Origin of the sequence: Streptomyces celluloflavus (genome assembly GCA_000720995.1) — a bacterium.
GTDB classification, from domain to species: Bacteria; Actinomycetota; Actinomycetes; order Streptomycetales; family Streptomycetaceae; genus Streptomyces; species Streptomyces celluloflavus.
In genome coordinates this window covers 392,816-407,437 of record JOEL01000001.1, presented here as the reverse complement: position 1 = coordinate 407,437, position 14,622 = coordinate 392,816, and the positions used below count along the sequence as shown (strand labels likewise).

Below are 14,622 nucleotides of genomic sequence, written 5' to 3'. Positions count from 1 at the left end.
TCAATTTCCGGTCCGTATCCGGGCCCAGCCCGTAATTCCGGTGTGCCGGAGTGCGTAGACCGCGTCCTATGCGGGGCTTGCCGAGCTGTCCCGTTGCCGGGCCGTCGCAGCCCGCGTCTGGGTGGGCTCGTGAGTTCCCCCGCGTCCGCCCTGCTCCCGTGGCGTGGCCGTCCGGTGGAGCATGGTGTCGATGATGAGGTCGATCTCCCGCGGGTTCGGTGGCTCGCCGGTGAGCAGGAAGGTTTGCATTATCAGGGCGGGGCCGGTGCGGGCGGCCAGCGGGTGCAGGGCCTCGGGGCCGTACTCGCCGGTGCGCACGCCCTCGTGCAGGATGGCTTCGATGCGCTCGAGGCGCGGCGCGATGATCATGTCGGCGAACAGGGCGCGCAGGTCCGGTTCGCGCAGCAGGTCGACGATGAACCCGATGCCCGGTACGAGAGTTCTGCCGGCCAGCACGGCGCTGAAGGCGGCGAGGGCGCCGGCGAGGTTTTCCCGGGTCGAATGCTCCGGGTCCGGCTCGGGCAGCAGGGGCAGGGCGTAGCGCAGGGCGTCCAGAACCAGGGGCTGTTTGCCGGGCCAGCGTCGGTAGAGGGCGGCCTTGCCCGTGCCGGCGCGGGCGGCGATGCCCTCCATGGTGAGCCGTCCGTAGCCGTTCGCGGCCAGTTCGTCGAGCGTCGCGACGTAGATCGCGTGCTCCAGTTCCGCACCTCGGCGGCGGCGGCCGGGTGTCGTGCTCTCTGCCATGGGTTCAACAGTAGACGCTAGCGTTCCTTCCTGCCTACACTCCTATTAGAGAACGACCCCGTCTACTAGAAGAGGTGAGGGTTGATGGCCGATCTGCATCCCGCGCACGACCGCCAGGACAGCAGGGAGCCGGGAATAGATTTCGAGGCGGTGTACCAGGGGCGCGAGATCTCCTACGGAGCGGACGACCGCCGGTCGGGACTGATCCCGTGGGAACTGGACGCCCCCCAGCCGCTGCTCGTCGAGCTGGAGGCGGCAGGCGAGATCACCGGCCCGGTTCTGGAGTGCGGCTGCGGGCTCGGGGACAACGCCTTGTTCCTGGCGGGCCGCGGCTATGAGGTGACCGCCTTCGACGCCGCACCCTCCGCGATCGAGCGCAGCCGGGCCAAGGCCGACGCCGCCGGCAGCGCGGTGACCTTCATGGTCGCCGACGCGACGGAACTGCACGGCATCCCCGGAGGCTTCCGCACGGTTGTCGACAGCGCCATGCTGCACTGCCTGGACACCGATCAGCGGCGGACGTACCTCGCCGGACTGCGTCGGGTGTGCGCGCCCGGTGCGAGGCTTCATGCCCTGTGCTTCCGCGGCGAGTTGGCCGCTCGCCTGAAGATGCCGGCCGAGACGGACGAACGCAGCCTGCGCGAGGCTTTCCGCGACGGCTGGACGATCCGACGCATGGAGTCCCGCGACTACACCACCGGATTGACCCGGCAGGCATGGGAGGACTTGGTGCCCGCCGCGTCAGGATCCCCGGAGCGGGACGACAGCGTGTCCGTCGACCAACACGGCCGAGTTCTGCTGCCGTTCTGGCAGATCACCGCCGAACTGGCCTGATCGGCTACGGACGAGCGGCGGGGTCTTCCCCGACATGCCTGAGGAAGACCCCGGTGCCGGTACGCACCTGTCGAGGCTTTCGACATGCTCGACAAGTGCGTTGCTGCGGGCCAGGGCTACGAGCGCGAGGGCGGCGCGATGGACTTCACGTGCATCGGAATCGAAGACGGGCCCCATCGGCCGGAAGCCGAACGTCCGGTAACCGGCTGGAGTCCGCTTCGGAAGTGGGTGTTCGGCCGGGACATGCTGTGGGGCCTGAAAACCTGAGAGGACGTATTTCTCTCGGGTTCTGATCGAACAGGATCCCTGGCCGGGTGATCCTGACCGGGCAGAGGCATGAGAACAGGGCCCCTCGGTAGCTCGGGGTGGCGACCCACGAGCACCGAGGAGGCCCTGTTCTCCCGGCCTTGCGCCATAGCTGTACGAGAACAGGGCCGGGACCGGGTGCGGCGGGCGTCGTCCGCCTCGCCCCACCGCTCGGTCACCGCGTTGAACTCGGCGAGCGTGGCGATCGTGGCGGCCTCGGGAACGGGGCCAGGCGGTTTCGGCGGAACCAGCCGATCTGCCCAGGTCGTCCGCGCGATGCGGTCACTCCTCGCCGTCCGGACCGGCGCCCGCCCCTACCCGCCACCGCGGCATACCCCCGGCTGTCCCAACCCGCCCAAGCCCGCCAGGAGTGTCACCGCGTCCGCGCCACAGCTCCCTGACCGGTCCTCATTTCTTGACGAATTCGGTGGTGTAGGTCTTCTTCAGGTCGATCGTGGCGTCCTTGAGGTTGGGGTTGAAGGACTTCAGGACGCGCTCGACGGTCGCGGGGCCGTCGGCGGGCATCACACCGTCCTTGGTGAACATCGGGAGGGTGTCCTTGATGGCCTTGACGTAGAGCTCCTTGCCGCCCTGCGCGTAGTCGGCGGGCATCTTCGCGGCGATCTCCTCGGGCGTGTGGGCGGACATCCACTTGAGGGTCTTGACGAAGGCGTTGGCGAGCTTCTGGACGGTGTCCTTGTGGCTGTTCACCCAGTCCGTGTTCATGTAGAGGCTGGAGGAGGGGTAGAGGCCGCCGAGTGCCTGCTGGGAGCCCTCGGGGGTGCGCATGTCGATGAGCACCTTGCCGAGCTTCTTGTCGACGACCTGGGCCACGGTCGGGTCGGTGGTCATCCCGCCCTGGATGGAGCCCTGTTGGAGGGCGGAGAGGAAGGTCTGCCCGGCGCCGACCGCGACCGAGTGGAACTCCTCCGTCTTGACGCCGTTCTTGACCGCCAGGTACTTGGTGAGGAAGTCGGTGGACGAGCCGAGGCCGGTGACGCCGAGCGTCTTGCCCTTGAAGTCCTTGGGGGACTTGATGTCGTCGGCGGCCTTGGTGGAGACCACCTCGACCTCGCCGGGGGTCCGCGCCAGTTGGACCACCGATTCGACCTGCTTGTTCTTCGCCTGGAGGTCGAGGGTGTGGTCGTAGAAGCCGACGACGCCCTGGACGTCACCGGAGAGCAGGGAGGTGGTGGCCTGGACGCCGGCCGGTTCGGTGAGCAGGGTGACGTCGAGGCCCTCGGCCTTGAAGTAGCCGAGCTGCTGGGTGAGCCGGGCGGGGAGGTAGATGACCTTGTCGAGGCCGCCCACCATGATCTTGACCTTGCCGTCCGCGGCCGCGTTCGAGGAGGAGCCGCCGCAGGCGGTCAGGCCGGTGAGGGCGAGCGCCGCGGCGGCCACGGCGGCGGAGATCTTGAGCTGGGTGCGCATGGTCACGTCCTTGTGAGGGGGCGGAGGGGAAGGGGGCTCAGCGGGCTTCGCCGGTGTCGTCCGGCTTCCAGCGGAAGAGCCGCTTTTCGAGGAAGGCCAGCAGCCCTTCGGCGAGCAGGGCGACGACGGCGAGGATGACCATGGCCGCGTAGACGCCGGCGGCGTTGAAGGTGCCCTGGGAAGCGGAGACCAGCAGGCCCAGGCCCTTCGTCGCGCCGATGTACTCGCCGACGATGGCGCCGATCAAGGCGAAGCCGAAGCTGACGTGCAGGCTGGTGAAGATCCAGGAGGTGGCGGAGGGGATGACGACCTGGAGGGTGACCTGGCGGTTGCTGGCGCCGAGGATCCGGGAGTTGGCGACGAGGTTGCGGTCGACCTCGCGGGCGCCCTGGAAGGCGTTGAAGAACACCGGGAAGAAGACCAGGACCACGGCGGAGGCGACCTTCGAGGCCGGTCCGAGGCCGAACCAGATGAGGAAGATGGGGGCGAGGACGATCCGCGGCAGGGCGTTGAGGACCTTGATGTAGGGGCCGAGCACATCGGCCAGGAAGCGGATCCGGCCGAGCGCGATGCCGAGGACGACACCGGCGAGGACGCCGATGACCCAGCCGAGCAGTGCCTCGTAGAGCGTGTACCAGATCTGTTCCACGAGGGTGCCCTGCGGGGTGCCGTTGAGCGCCCACTGGGTGATCTGGTCCCAGATCTTCGACGGCATCGAGAAGTTGAAGGGGTCGATGACGTCGGCGCGGGCCAGCCCTTCCCAGAGGCCGAGCAGTCCGACGAGGAGCAGGATCCGGGCGCCGTAGACAAGGAGCTTGTGGTTCCGGGCGGCTCGGGCCCTGGCCTGCGTACGGGATCCGGCGGGGTCGGGCTTGGCTGCGCCGGCCGGTGCGATGGCGGTCTCAGGCGGCATGGGCGGCGCCCCTTTCGCGGGTGATGCGGACCTCTTCGCCGAGCGAGGACCAGATCTCCCGGTAGATCTCCAGGAACCGCGGCTCCAGCCGCACCGACTCGACCCGGCGGGGCCGCGGCAGGTCGATGGCGAAGACCTCCTTGACGGTCGCCGGGCCGGCGGTCATGACGACGACCTTGTCGGCGAGCGCGATGGACTCTTCAAGGTCATGGGTGACGAAGACGACGGACGCGCCGGTTCCGGACCACAGGTCCAGCAGCTCGTCCGACATCAGGGCCCGGGTCTGGACGTCGAGCGCGGAGAACGGCTCGTCCATGAGCAGGATCTCGGGGTCGTTGACGAACGTCGCGGCGAGGGCGACGCGCTTGCGCTGGCCGCCGGAGAGCTGGTGCGGGTAGCGGTCCTCGAAGGCGCCGAGACCGACCCGGGCGAGCCATTCACGGGCCCGTTCCCTGGCCTCGGCCTTGGGTACGCCGCGGAAGCGCGGGCCGGCCATCACGTTGGACAGCACGGTGCGCCAGGGGAAGACGGCGTCCTGCTGGAAGACGAAGCCGACCTTGTCGCCGATGCCGCGGACCGGTTCACCGGCGACCAGGACGTCGCCCTCGGTGGGCTCCTCCAGGCCGCTGACCAGGGTCAGGGTCGTCGACTTACCGCATCCGGTGGGGCCGACCACGGCGACGAACTCGCCGCGGCCGACGGTCAGGTCCAGGTCCCGGACGGCGGTGTGCAGTCCGCCCGAGGGGGTGCGGAAGGTCTTGCTCGCTCCCCGTAGCTCGATGGCGGGGCTCGTGTGGCTGTTCATGGAGCGGGAGGCTAGGAGTGAGCGGGGCCACAGCGGCAGCCTTGTGGGCGCAAGCCGTCTTTCTGCGCGCAAACCCTGTTGTGCCCATTTTGCTCACGCTAGAACAACAAAAGTTCGACGGGGGCTGGGCAGCCGGGCCGCGGCGGCTTACGTTGCGTTGATCCGAGGCCAACAGAAAGAGTCGGTTCCGCAAAGCTGCGCCGGGCCGCCGAGACAAGGGGGACCGCATGCGGATCCACTGGCCCCGTCGCGTCTTCGCACAGGTCCTGATCGCGCAGGTGGCGATCACGACGGGGGTGATGGTGCTGGCCACCGGCCTGTTCCTCGCCCCGTTCAGCCATGCGCTGGACGACCAGGCGATGCGCCGGGCGCTGTCCATCGCCCAGACCGCCGCCGCGGACCCGGATCTGGCGCGCGAGCTGGCCGCCTCCGCGCCCACGCCGCGCGGCCCGGTCCAGTCCGCGGCGGAGCAGATCCGCCGGTCCACCGGGGCGCTGTACATCGTGGTGATGGACACCCGCGGGGTGCGCTGGTCGCACACCAACACCGCCGAGATCGGCCGCCATGTCTCCACCGACCCCGGCCGGACCCTGGCCGGCCGGGAGGTCCGGCAGATCGACACCGGCACGCTGGGCCGCTCGGCCCGTGCGAAGGTGCCGCTGCGCGACCCCGGCGGCGATATCGTCGGCGCGGTCTCGGTCGGGATCGCCTACGACAGCGTGCACGGGCTGCTACTGAACGCCATCCCCGGGCTGCTGCGGTACGCGGGCGCCGCGCTCGCGGTCGGCGTACTGGCCGCGGTGGGGGTCGCCCGCAGTCTGCGCCGCCGTACGCACGGGGTCGCCACCGCCGACATCTCCGCGCTGCTGGACGAGCGCGAGGCGATGCTGCACGGCATCCGGGAGGGGGTGGTCGCCTTCGACCGGAAGGGCCGGATCCGGCTGGTCAACGACGAGGCCGGGCGACTGCTCGGGCTCGACGCGGGCGCCGCGGGCCGCGCCCTGGACGAGGTGCTGCCGCCGGGCCGCACCACGGACGTCCTGGCGGGACGGGTGGACGGCAGCGATCTGCTGGCCGTCAGCGGCGGGCGGGTGCTGGTCGCCAACCGTGTGGCGACCAGCGACGGCGGGGCCGTGGTGACCCTGCGCGACCGCACCGAGCTGGAGCTACTGGGCCGGGAACTCGACAGCACCCAGGGCCTGCTGGACGCCCTGCGGGCCCAGGACCACGAGCACGCCAACCAACTGCACACGGTCCGCGGACTGCTCGAACTGGGCCGGTACGACATGGCGGTGGAGTTCGTCGCGGAGGTCGCCAGCGCCCACCGGGCGTCCGCGGAGCAGATCGCCGAGCGGGTGCACGACCCGCTGCTGTCCGCGCTGCTGGTCGGCAAGGCGGCCATCGCCGCCGAGCGCGGTGTCGCACTGCGGATCTCCCCGGCGACGCTGCTGCCCGACGCGGTGGTCGACCCCCGCGACCTGGTGACCGTCCTGGGCAATCTGATCGACAACGCACTGGACGCCACCGCGGAGCGCCGCTGCGCCGAGCCCTTCGTCGAGGTGGAGCTCCGCGCGGAAGACACCACCGCGGTCGTACGGGTCAGCGACACCGGGCCCGGGGTGCCGCCCGAGACGCGCGAGCGGATCTTCGCCGAGGGCTGGTCCACGAAGAGCGCCACCGGCTCCCCCCGGGGCCGGGGTATCGGCCTCGCCCTGGTGCGGCGGCTCTCCGAGCGCTACGGCGGGATGGCCCGGGTGACCGCCCGCGCGGGCGGCGGGGCGGTCTTCACCGTCGTGCTGCCCGAGGCGCTCGCGCCCGAGCGGCTGGCCCGGGACGACGCCCCCTTCCCCGCCCTCCCGTCACCCGGCCTCCACCCCCGGAAGACGGCGCTCCACGCCGGTCTTCCCCTTCGTCAGCTCACGACCGCAGGAGAGTCACCGTGATCGATGTCCTTGTCGTGGACGACGACTTCCGCGTCGCGGAGATCAATGCCGCGTATGTGTCCCAGGTGCCCGGCTTCCGCGTCGCCGGCCGGGCCCATACGGCGGCCCAGGCGCTGGCGACGTTGCAGCGCACCCCGGTCGATCTGGTGCTGCTCGACCACTACCTGCCGGACGAGACGGGCCTGACCCTGGTGCGACGGCTGCGGCAGCTCGGCCACCACGCCGACGTGATCATGGTGACGGCGGCCCGCGACGTGGCCACCGTCCAGGCCGCGATGCGGTACGGCGCGCTGCAATACCTGGTCAAGCCGTTCGGGTTCGCGGGGCTGCGCGCCAAGCTGGACGGCTATGCCGCGCTGCGCCGTACCGTCGAGGGCGTCAGCGGGCGCGGTGAGGCCGGGCAGGAGCAGGTGGACCGGATCTTCGCGGCCCTCCGGACCCCCGGTTCCCCGCACTCCGAGCTGCCCAAGGGCCACTCGGCGGCGACCGTCGACCTGATCCGCCGGATCCTGGACGAGGCCGGGCTCCCGCTCTCCGCCCACGAGGTCGCCGAACGCGCCGGGGTCAGCCGCTCCACCGCCCAGCGCTACCTCAAGCACCTCGAACGTACCGGCCGTATCCGGCTGACCCTCAAGTACGGCGACACGGGGCGGCCCGAGCACCTGTATGCCTGGGCACAGGCCAGCTGAGGGAGACGCGCGGGCCCGCCTCCGCCTCGGCCGGTGCCTGGCCTGGCCTTCGGCGGGTCGAGGTCGAAGTCCTTGCGCAGCGGTACCGGTGTGAACGTCGGGGTGTAGCCGGGGGCGACGAAGGCCGGTGTCTTGTAGCGGGTGAACACCGAGCCGTCGACGGCCACCCCCTCGCCGACCTCACCGCCGACGCCCTCCGCCGCCGCACCTGACACCGCCAACCGGCCAGGGCCGGATCCGCACGCCCACGCCGGTCCAGGTCACCTGGCGCGTGCCGGCGTGCCGGCCGTGGCAACCGCCGCAGATCGCAGCCGTGGCAGCCGTCACTGCCGTCATTGCCGTCATTGCCGTCACTGCCATCAAACGAATCGTCGTCACCGAACGGACCGCAATTCGCGACGAAAACGCCTCCGTCGAGCAGGATCGGACTGTCGCACCGTTTCCGGCGTCCCGCGACGCCGAGGTAGGCGCCCGAGCCCGCGCCGAGCAGCGCTCGCCGCCACTGGCGGAGCCGCTCACCCGATGCCCGGCCCCAGCACGAAAGTCGGCGGCAACGATGACTGAGAACTCCACCGTCCGCAGCGTGACCTTCGACCTGCTGCGCATCCTGAAACTCACCACGGTTTTCGGTAATCCCGGCTCCACCGAACAGCCCTTCCTCCAGGATTTCCCCGAGGACTTCGCCTACGTCCTGGCACTCCAGGAGGCGTCCGTCATCGCGATGGCCGACGCCTTCGCCCAGGTGACCCGGCGCCCCGCACTGGTCAACGTGCACTCCTCGGCCGGGCTGGGCAACGCCGTGGGCAACCTGGTGGCGGCCCACCACGGAAACACACCCCTGATCATCACCTCGGGACAGCAGCATCGGGAACTGGTGATCGGTGAGCCGTATCTCGGCAACCGGGAGGCCACCACGCTGCCGAAGCCGTGGGTGAAATGGTCCTATGAGCCGGCCCGCGCCGAAGACGTCCCCGAGGCATTCATGCGGGCCTACGCGGAGGCGTTGCAGCCGCCGGCGGGACCGGTCTACCTGTCGATTCCCATGGACGACTGGAAGCGGCCCCTGTCCGGTTTTGCCCGGGTGCGAACGGTGAGCGACCGCTTCGCCCCCGACCCGGAGCGGCTGCGCGGCTTCGCCGATCGCCTCTCCGCAAGCCGTCGTCCGGCACTGGTCTTCGGGCCGGAGGTCGACCGCAGCGGCGGCTGGGACGCGGCCGTCGCACTGGCGGAGAAGCTGCGCGCTTCCGTCTACGGCGCCCCGCTGCTGGACCGCGCATCCTTCCCCGAGAACCACCCCCTCTTCGGCGGCCCGCTCGGCATGTCGGTGAAGACCATCGGCGACCGGCTGGCGGGGCACGACTTGGTGGCCGTGATCGGCGCGGAGGTGTTCCGGTACTACCCCTACGTGCCCGGCGACTACCTCCCCGAGGGCACGGAGCTCCTGCACCTCACCGGCGATCCGGAGGTTGCCGCGGCGGCGCGGGTGGGCGACAGCCTCCTGGGCGATCCCCGGATGGCGATCGAGCTGCTCCTGGACATGGTCGCCGAGGGATCGGCGCGGACCGCTCCGGAGCCGATGGTGCGGCCCCGTGAGCTGCCGCGGGTGCCGAACAGCACGCTCACCCCACCGGAGGTCTTTGCCGCCCTGAGCAGAGTCCGGCCACCCGACGCCGTCATCGTCAACGAATCGACCTCCACGATGGCGCAGCAGGTCGAATGGCTCCCGACGGTCAGCACCGGATCGTTCTTCGCCACGGCCAGCGGCGGGATCGGCTGGGGCACCCCCGCCGCGGTGGGCGTCGCACTCGGCGACCGGGACCGGGGCGTCGAACGGCCGGTGATCGGCCTGATCGGCGACGGTTCCTTCCAGTACTCCGTACAGGCCATCTGGACGGCGGCGCAGCACAGCCTCCCGATCGTCTACGTGGTCATGCGCAACCACGAGTACTCCATCCTCAAATCGTTCGCGGTGCTGGAGGAGACACCGGGCGTCCCAGGGCTCGACCTGCCGGGGCTCGACATCGCCTCCGTGGCCCGCGGCTTCGGATGCCGCGCGGTCGACGTGGAGACCGCTCAGGACCTGGAAAGGGAGTTCAAGGCGGCCCTGACCGCCGGCACCACCACCGTCATCGTGGTACCCACGCAACCCCAGAAAGCGATGTTGTAAACGGGAAGCGCCCAGCCTGCGGAGGCGCCCCTTACGGGGCATTCCCAAGCCGAATGCGAGCAGGCCGCGTTGGGAGAGCACCCCCGTGGCGTGGCCGCGAATAGGGGCCGCAGCACCATCTCGTGGATCGAGACCGACGATGGCGGTGCACGGTATGACGATTGTGCTGTTCGTGCCGGCGTGCCACCGGTGAGGCGCTCAGTGCCGGTAGGCGGTGCTCGCGATCTGGACGAACGAGCGGATCAGTGGATTCGTGTCGCCCTCGTTCCATGCCGCCACCACGCGGCTCGGCTCCATGTCGGTCAGCGGCACCACAGTGAGCCCCGCTGCCGGCCGGTGGTCCAGGAGTGTCACGCCGACCGTGCCGTTCCAGAGAACGGCTTGCTGACATTCCACGACGGCGCGCACCACCGGCCCCTTACGGGATTCTCCGCCGCTCCAGTACGACTGCCAGAGGGAGTCGGTGCCCTCCGGGAAGACGAACCAGCGACGGTCGGCCAGGTCGGCCAGCCTCAGACCGTCGCGGCGGGCCAGCGGATCGTCGGCGCGCAGTAGCGCTCCCACCGGGTCGGCGCGCAGCTCGTGCACGGTCAGGGCGGTCTCGTCGAACGGCGCGCGGGTCAGGGCGACGTCGACCAGTCCGGCGTGCAAGCCGCAGGTGGGGTCGGTCAGGTCGGTCTCGCGGATGCGGACCTCAACATGCGGGTGCCGCCGGCGGTAGGCACCGGCCAGCCGGGTCACGCCCGGGTCGGTGCTGTCTCCCAGGATGCCGACGGTGAGGGTCGCGGCACCGGCCGCCGCGGCCACGCGTACCCGTACGCGGTCGGCCTGGTCGAGCAGGGAGCGCGCCTCATCGAGCAGCACCGCCCCCACCGGAGTGAGCGTGACACCGGCGGAAGACCGGTCGAACAGCGTGGCGCCGATCTCCGTCTCCAGCTGCTTGATCGCCCGGCTCAGCGGCGGCTGGCTCATATGCAGCCGGGCGGCCGCGCGGCCGAAGTGGAGCTCTTCGGCGACCGCCACGAAATAGCGCAATGTGCGTAGCTCCATGCTGCAACGATACCCGGACGGTATCGAGGTCATGGAACAGGTCTTGGACAGTCGCAGTGCCCCGGCGGTGGAATCGAGGCATGAACAACGAGCTGAAGACCAGTGAGCCAATCGCCGAGCCCGCCGTATCGGTGGTCGGTCCGGGCGACGGTGAGACGATCGTCCTGGGCACCACGCGACTCCGTGTACTCGAAGACGGCAGCAACACCGGGCACCGCATCGGGCTCGCCGAGTCCGTCCTCGCACCGCACACACCCGGACCGCCGCAGCACCGCCACGCCCAGCACGACGAGGGTTTCTACGTGATCTCGGGCATGGTGCGGTTCACGGTCGGAGAGAAGGACTACGACGCGACTGCGGGCACGCTCGTGATGGTCCCGCCCGGCGCACCGCACACCTTCGCCAACGTGACCGATCAACCGGCCGTCATGCTCAGCACTTTCACACCGGACCTGTACGTGCAGTACTTCCGCGACCTCCAGGACATGATCGCCGGCGGCCAGGCATTGACCCCCCAGGCGCACATCCGAGTGATGAGCCGTTACGCCACCGAGCCCGCCACCGACGTCAGCTGAAGAAAGGCCAGGAGGAGGACAACCCCGCCTGGCTGCCCGTGCCGGATCCGTATCGGCCGAGGGCGCTCCTGCCCCTGAGGGTCCGGACCACTTACACACTCGCGCACGCGCCTGCGCCTGCGCCTTTCGCTGTGCCCCTGGTGACGACGGGGCCACCTGTCTCTGGCTGCGTGGAGGGGAATCGTGAACGTCGCTTATTGGATCGCTGCCGGCCTGCTCGCTCTGTTCTATCTCTACGGGGCGGGATGAAGATGGTCCGGAGCCGCCAGCAGCTCCGCCCGATGATGGCCTGGGTGGAGAGCACACCGATGCCGGTTGTCAGAGCCATCGGGGTGATCGAAGTGCTCGGCGCGATCGGGCTGATCCTCCCGCCGCTGACCGGTATCGCGCCCTGGTTGGCCCTGGCCGCGTCCACCGGGTTCGTGGTCCTGCAGATCGGCGCGACCGGGGTTCACCTGAGCCGCGCGGACCGTCAGATAGCCCTCAACATCACACTCATGCTCACTGCGGCCGTAACCATCTGGCTGGCGACGACCTGGCTGTGATTTCAGGGCAGGGCCGACGGCCTACGCGGCCTACACGTTCGCACCACGGCCACGAGTCGGCGTTCCTGAGGCGGCACCGGCAGATCAGTCCGCAGGCCAACGAGACCAAGGCGACATGGGGTTCGATTCGTCGCCCCCCTCACACGGACAGCCGTGCTGATGCCCGCCACGTTGAGGCCGAGCATTCGGCGCGTCTTCGTCGGCCTCTTCTTCCAGTGCGGCCATGCGGGCCTTGTATTCGGCCTGCGGGATCTGCCCGAGGACTGCCAGGCGCTCCAGTTCGACCGCTTCGGTTTCATGGGCGATCTTGCGGCTCTGCTCCACCAGTTCTCTGCTGTACTTGGTGGCCTTGGCGCGCTGTCGGGAGCGGTTTCGCTGCAACTCCTCGGCGATCATCCGTCCGGTTTGCTCTAAGTAGCCGTTATGCCCACCTGACCACATACCGCCCCCTTGTTTTCGATCAATAATACCGGAAGCCGGATTCAGGATATCCTGAATCCGGCTTCCGACTACCGTCTTGACCATACCGTTCAGACCGTGCCCTATGTGGTGAGACGATCTCATCCTTCGCAGATGGGCTTCCCTATATTCGCAGCGGAATGAGCTGCGTCCACGTGGGCTACCACGACCATGGCCGCCGCAAAGAGGACTATTACGCAGGCAACGACGGAGAAAAGGTTGGCGAGCGCGCTCTGCCATCCACGCTGCGGGTGCCTACCCGATCGCCGAACTGATCGGAACATCAGGAACCGAACAGCCACGGCCAGTCCGGCAGCTGCCAGACCTGCGTACGACACCGCGAAGTGCGTCCACGGCACCAACGTGTAACGACAGTGCGTCGACTGGAATTCATGGTGTCCGTTGGACAGCGAAATCGAGGCGCCGAAACTGACGATGGATCCAGCTGCGAGTAGCGGCACGGAGAGGATCGCCGCTTTCCATCGCACTGAGGGATACTGACTGACGTTTCGAGGCTGCGACACGAATTCGGTCGACATGATCAGTACCAATCCGGGTGCGGACGGACAACGCGAATCCTCTGTTGGCCCTCAGCCCTTTCCGTCGCCGGGAGCCGGCCTTGAAGACTCACGTTCTGATACGAGTCCTGATGCTGGGTGTACTTGATCTCGCCATCCGGCATCACTGCGGTGACCACGGCAGCGTGATGCGTGTTGCCGTGCTCGATTTCTTCGTTGGGGCCCTGCTGCTCGTAGTAGATGATGTCGCCGGGACGGGCCTGGGACGCCGGAACTTCCTCCCCTCCGTGCTTGAGCATGAAATTCTGCTGATTCTCGGCTCCGGCCCACGTCTTGGAGTAGTACATGCTTGCGTCGATCGTGTCGATGCCGATGCCTCCGGTGTTTCCCCACGTGTCATCGCCCCGGGCACCTGCCCAGGGGGCGATCTTGTGCTGCATCCCGGCGTGGTCAAGCGCCTGAGAGACGAAGTTGGTGCAGTTGTTGTCGAACTGGATCGGATCTTTCTTGTCCCAATGTTCCAGCGCATACTGCACCATCTTCACACGGTCGAATTTCCCATCCGTGCCGCGCATCTCTCGTTTGACGTTCTCGGGGATTCCGTCAAGGCCGGCAAGTTCCACTGGCTCGGCTCGCATCAGGACGTGCTGTTGCTCCTGACTCAGCCCGTTCCACCAGGCCCGCACAGCTGCTGGGTTGGTGCCTTCCTTCGGGATGTCAGCGGCCAGCATCTCCATTTCGGTGTGGGAGGCCCTGTTCTGCTCTTTCAGGGCCTCCCCTGGGTCGCTGATGCCGACCGCGGCGGCCAACCGATCCAACTCGGATTTCGTGCGCTCGTCCGCCTCGGTGGCCTGTCTCAACGCCTGATCGCGCAGGCAAACGATCTCGGCGTACGCCTGCTGCTTGCCAGCCTCTGCGCTCGGCGCGGGGCATTCGAGCGGCAGACCATCCTCACCCAGCGCAAGGTCATGCGCCCTGGCGAGATCGGTGAGCTGGTGGGCTGTACTCATCGCCAAGTCGAGGCTGGTGTACATCCCTTCCATCACCATCTTGACGCTGAGCAGCAGATCGTAAGCGGACTCCAGTTGATTGGCCAGTTTCACGAAATCTGCGGCTGCCGCGGCGCCGACCTCGTCGGCCCAGTTCTCAGCGAGAGGCTTGGCGCCCTGCTCGCGTACGTCGTTCGCCGCGTTCAGCGCGTATTTCGCCAGTGCCGCCCAGTCGCCGGCGGCATCCTTCCACTTCCGGGGATGGGCGCTGATGAGCTCTGCGTAGGTAACCATGTCAGCCACTCCCCAAGTCCTTCATTCCTGCCCGCAGTCGCGCGACGGCATCCTGGTCCGCAGCGTCGTAGCCATCGGCGGAGTCCTGTAGCCGTTGCCCCAAATCCCCCATCTGCCGTGCAAGCTCGATCATGTGGCCCTGCCAGGCGTCACGGCACGCCAGCAAGGAGCTCCCGCACTGCCAGAACATGTGGTCGCGGTAGACGTCGTACGTGGTGTCGAGTGTGTGCCCCAGCCTTCGCTGGGTGTCATTCGACAGGGCCTTCATATCCTCGCCGGTATTGCGAACTTTGGTCGTGTCCAGACGAATGTCGCCCATGGTCCCCCCATCGCACTCTACTCATCTCTCCACCTCAGACC

Annotated in this window: 14 protein-coding genes and 1 pseudogene; 7 read left to right on the top strand and 8 right to left on the bottom strand. The window is 68.7% G+C overall.

What is annotated here, in order from left to right:
- Positions 1-66 precede the first annotated feature (66 nt).
- Positions 67-744 (bottom strand): TetR/AcrR family transcriptional regulator, encoded by a 678-nt coding sequence (locus IH09_RS01525; RefSeq protein ID WP_110951988.1) that lies wholly within the window; start codon positions 742-744, stop codon positions 67-69.
- An 84-nt stretch (positions 745-828) separates the two neighbouring features.
- On the opposite strand from IH09_RS01525, the gene IH09_RS01520 reads away from it, so the two are divergent.
- Both IH09_RS01520 and IH09_RS38745 read left to right on the top strand, forming a co-directional pair.
- The gene (locus IH09_RS01520) at positions 829-1,578 is read left to right on the top strand and encodes a class I SAM-dependent methyltransferase (RefSeq protein ID WP_052853362.1); all 750 of its coding nucleotides are present in this window, start codon (positions 829-831) and stop codon (positions 1,576-1,578) included.
- 84 nt (positions 1,579-1,662) lie between these two features.
- On the top strand, positions 1,663-1,845 hold the full coding sequence (locus IH09_RS38745) for a hypothetical protein (RefSeq protein WP_052853361.1): 183 nt from the start codon (positions 1,663-1,665) through the stop codon (positions 1,843-1,845).
- Between the two features lie 447 nt (positions 1,846-2,292).
- Here the strand turns inward: IH09_RS38745 and IH09_RS01510 are convergent, their stop codons facing one another.
- The 3 genes from IH09_RS01510 to IH09_RS01500 are packed head-to-tail and all read right to left on the bottom strand — an operon-like array spanning position 2,293 to position 5,033.
- A complete protein-coding gene (locus tag IH09_RS01510) occupies positions 2,293-3,315 on the bottom strand; it encodes an ABC transporter substrate-binding protein (protein ID WP_052853360.1) in 1,023 nt (340 codons plus the stop codon).
- 37 nt (positions 3,316-3,352) lie between these two features.
- Entirely contained in the window at positions 3,353-4,228 is an 876-nt protein-coding gene (locus IH09_RS01505; RefSeq protein WP_052853359.1) for an ABC transporter permease, read from the bottom strand.
- A complete protein-coding gene (locus tag IH09_RS01500; RefSeq protein WP_052853358.1) occupies positions 4,218-5,033 on the bottom strand; it encodes an ABC transporter ATP-binding protein in 816 nt (271 codons plus the stop codon). The genes IH09_RS01505 and IH09_RS01500 overlap by 11 nt, the downstream gene beginning before the upstream one ends.
- A gap of 227 nt (positions 5,034-5,260) precedes the next feature.
- Here IH09_RS01500 and IH09_RS01495 point away from each other — a divergent pair, with 227 nt between their 5' ends.
- From IH09_RS01495 to mdlC, 3 genes are all read left to right on the top strand, one after another.
- Positions 5,261-6,976 (top strand): sensor histidine kinase, encoded by a 1,716-nt coding sequence (locus tag IH09_RS01495; RefSeq protein WP_052853357.1) that lies wholly within the window; start codon positions 5,261-5,263, stop codon positions 6,974-6,976.
- Entirely contained in the window at positions 6,973-7,665 is a 693-nt protein-coding gene (locus IH09_RS01490) for a response regulator (protein WP_052853356.1), read from the top strand. The genes IH09_RS01495 and IH09_RS01490 overlap by 4 nt, the downstream gene beginning before the upstream one ends.
- Positions 7,666-8,221: 556 nt before the next feature.
- Positions 8,222-9,832 carry a benzoylformate decarboxylase gene (gene mdlC / locus IH09_RS01485; RefSeq protein ID WP_052853355.1) on the top strand — a complete coding sequence of 537 codons (1,611 nt, stop codon included), beginning with the start codon at positions 8,222-8,224 and terminating at the stop codon, positions 9,830-9,832.
- A 198-nt stretch (positions 9,833-10,030) separates the two neighbouring features.
- On the opposite strand, the gene IH09_RS01480 is transcribed toward mdlC, so the two are convergent.
- Positions 10,031-10,882: a LysR family transcriptional regulator gene (locus IH09_RS01480; RefSeq protein ID WP_110951987.1), complete on the bottom strand. Its 852-nt coding sequence runs from the start codon at positions 10,880-10,882 to the stop codon at positions 10,031-10,033.
- An 80-nt stretch (positions 10,883-10,962) separates the two neighbouring features.
- Between IH09_RS01480 and IH09_RS01475 the strand changes: the two genes are divergently transcribed.
- Positions 10,963-11,457 carry a cupin domain-containing protein gene (locus IH09_RS01475; RefSeq protein ID WP_052853353.1) on the top strand — a complete coding sequence of 165 codons (495 nt, stop codon included), beginning with the start codon at positions 10,963-10,965 and terminating at the stop codon, positions 11,455-11,457.
- A gap of 183 nt (positions 11,458-11,640) precedes the next feature.
- Positions 11,641-12,002 (top strand): annotated as a pseudogene (locus IH09_RS01470) (DoxX family protein).
- 84 nt (positions 12,003-12,086) lie between these two features.
- Here the strand turns inward: IH09_RS01470 and IH09_RS38740 are convergent.
- The 3 genes from IH09_RS38740 to IH09_RS01455 form a co-directional block, all read right to left on the bottom strand.
- On the bottom strand, positions 12,087-12,527 hold the full coding sequence (locus IH09_RS38740) for a hypothetical protein (protein ID WP_190233175.1): 441 nt from the start codon (positions 12,525-12,527) through the stop codon (positions 12,087-12,089).
- A 475-nt stretch (positions 12,528-13,002) separates the two neighbouring features.
- Positions 13,003-14,262 carry an amidase domain-containing protein gene (locus IH09_RS01460; protein ID WP_240150994.1) on the bottom strand — a complete coding sequence of 420 codons (1,260 nt, stop codon included), beginning with the start codon at positions 14,260-14,262 and terminating at the stop codon, positions 13,003-13,005.
- A 1-nt stretch (position 14,263) separates the two neighbouring features.
- Positions 14,264-14,581: a hypothetical protein gene (locus IH09_RS01455; protein WP_052853350.1), complete on the bottom strand. Its 318-nt coding sequence runs from the start codon at positions 14,579-14,581 to the stop codon at positions 14,264-14,266.
- Between the last annotated feature and the right edge of the window lie 41 nt (positions 14,582-14,622).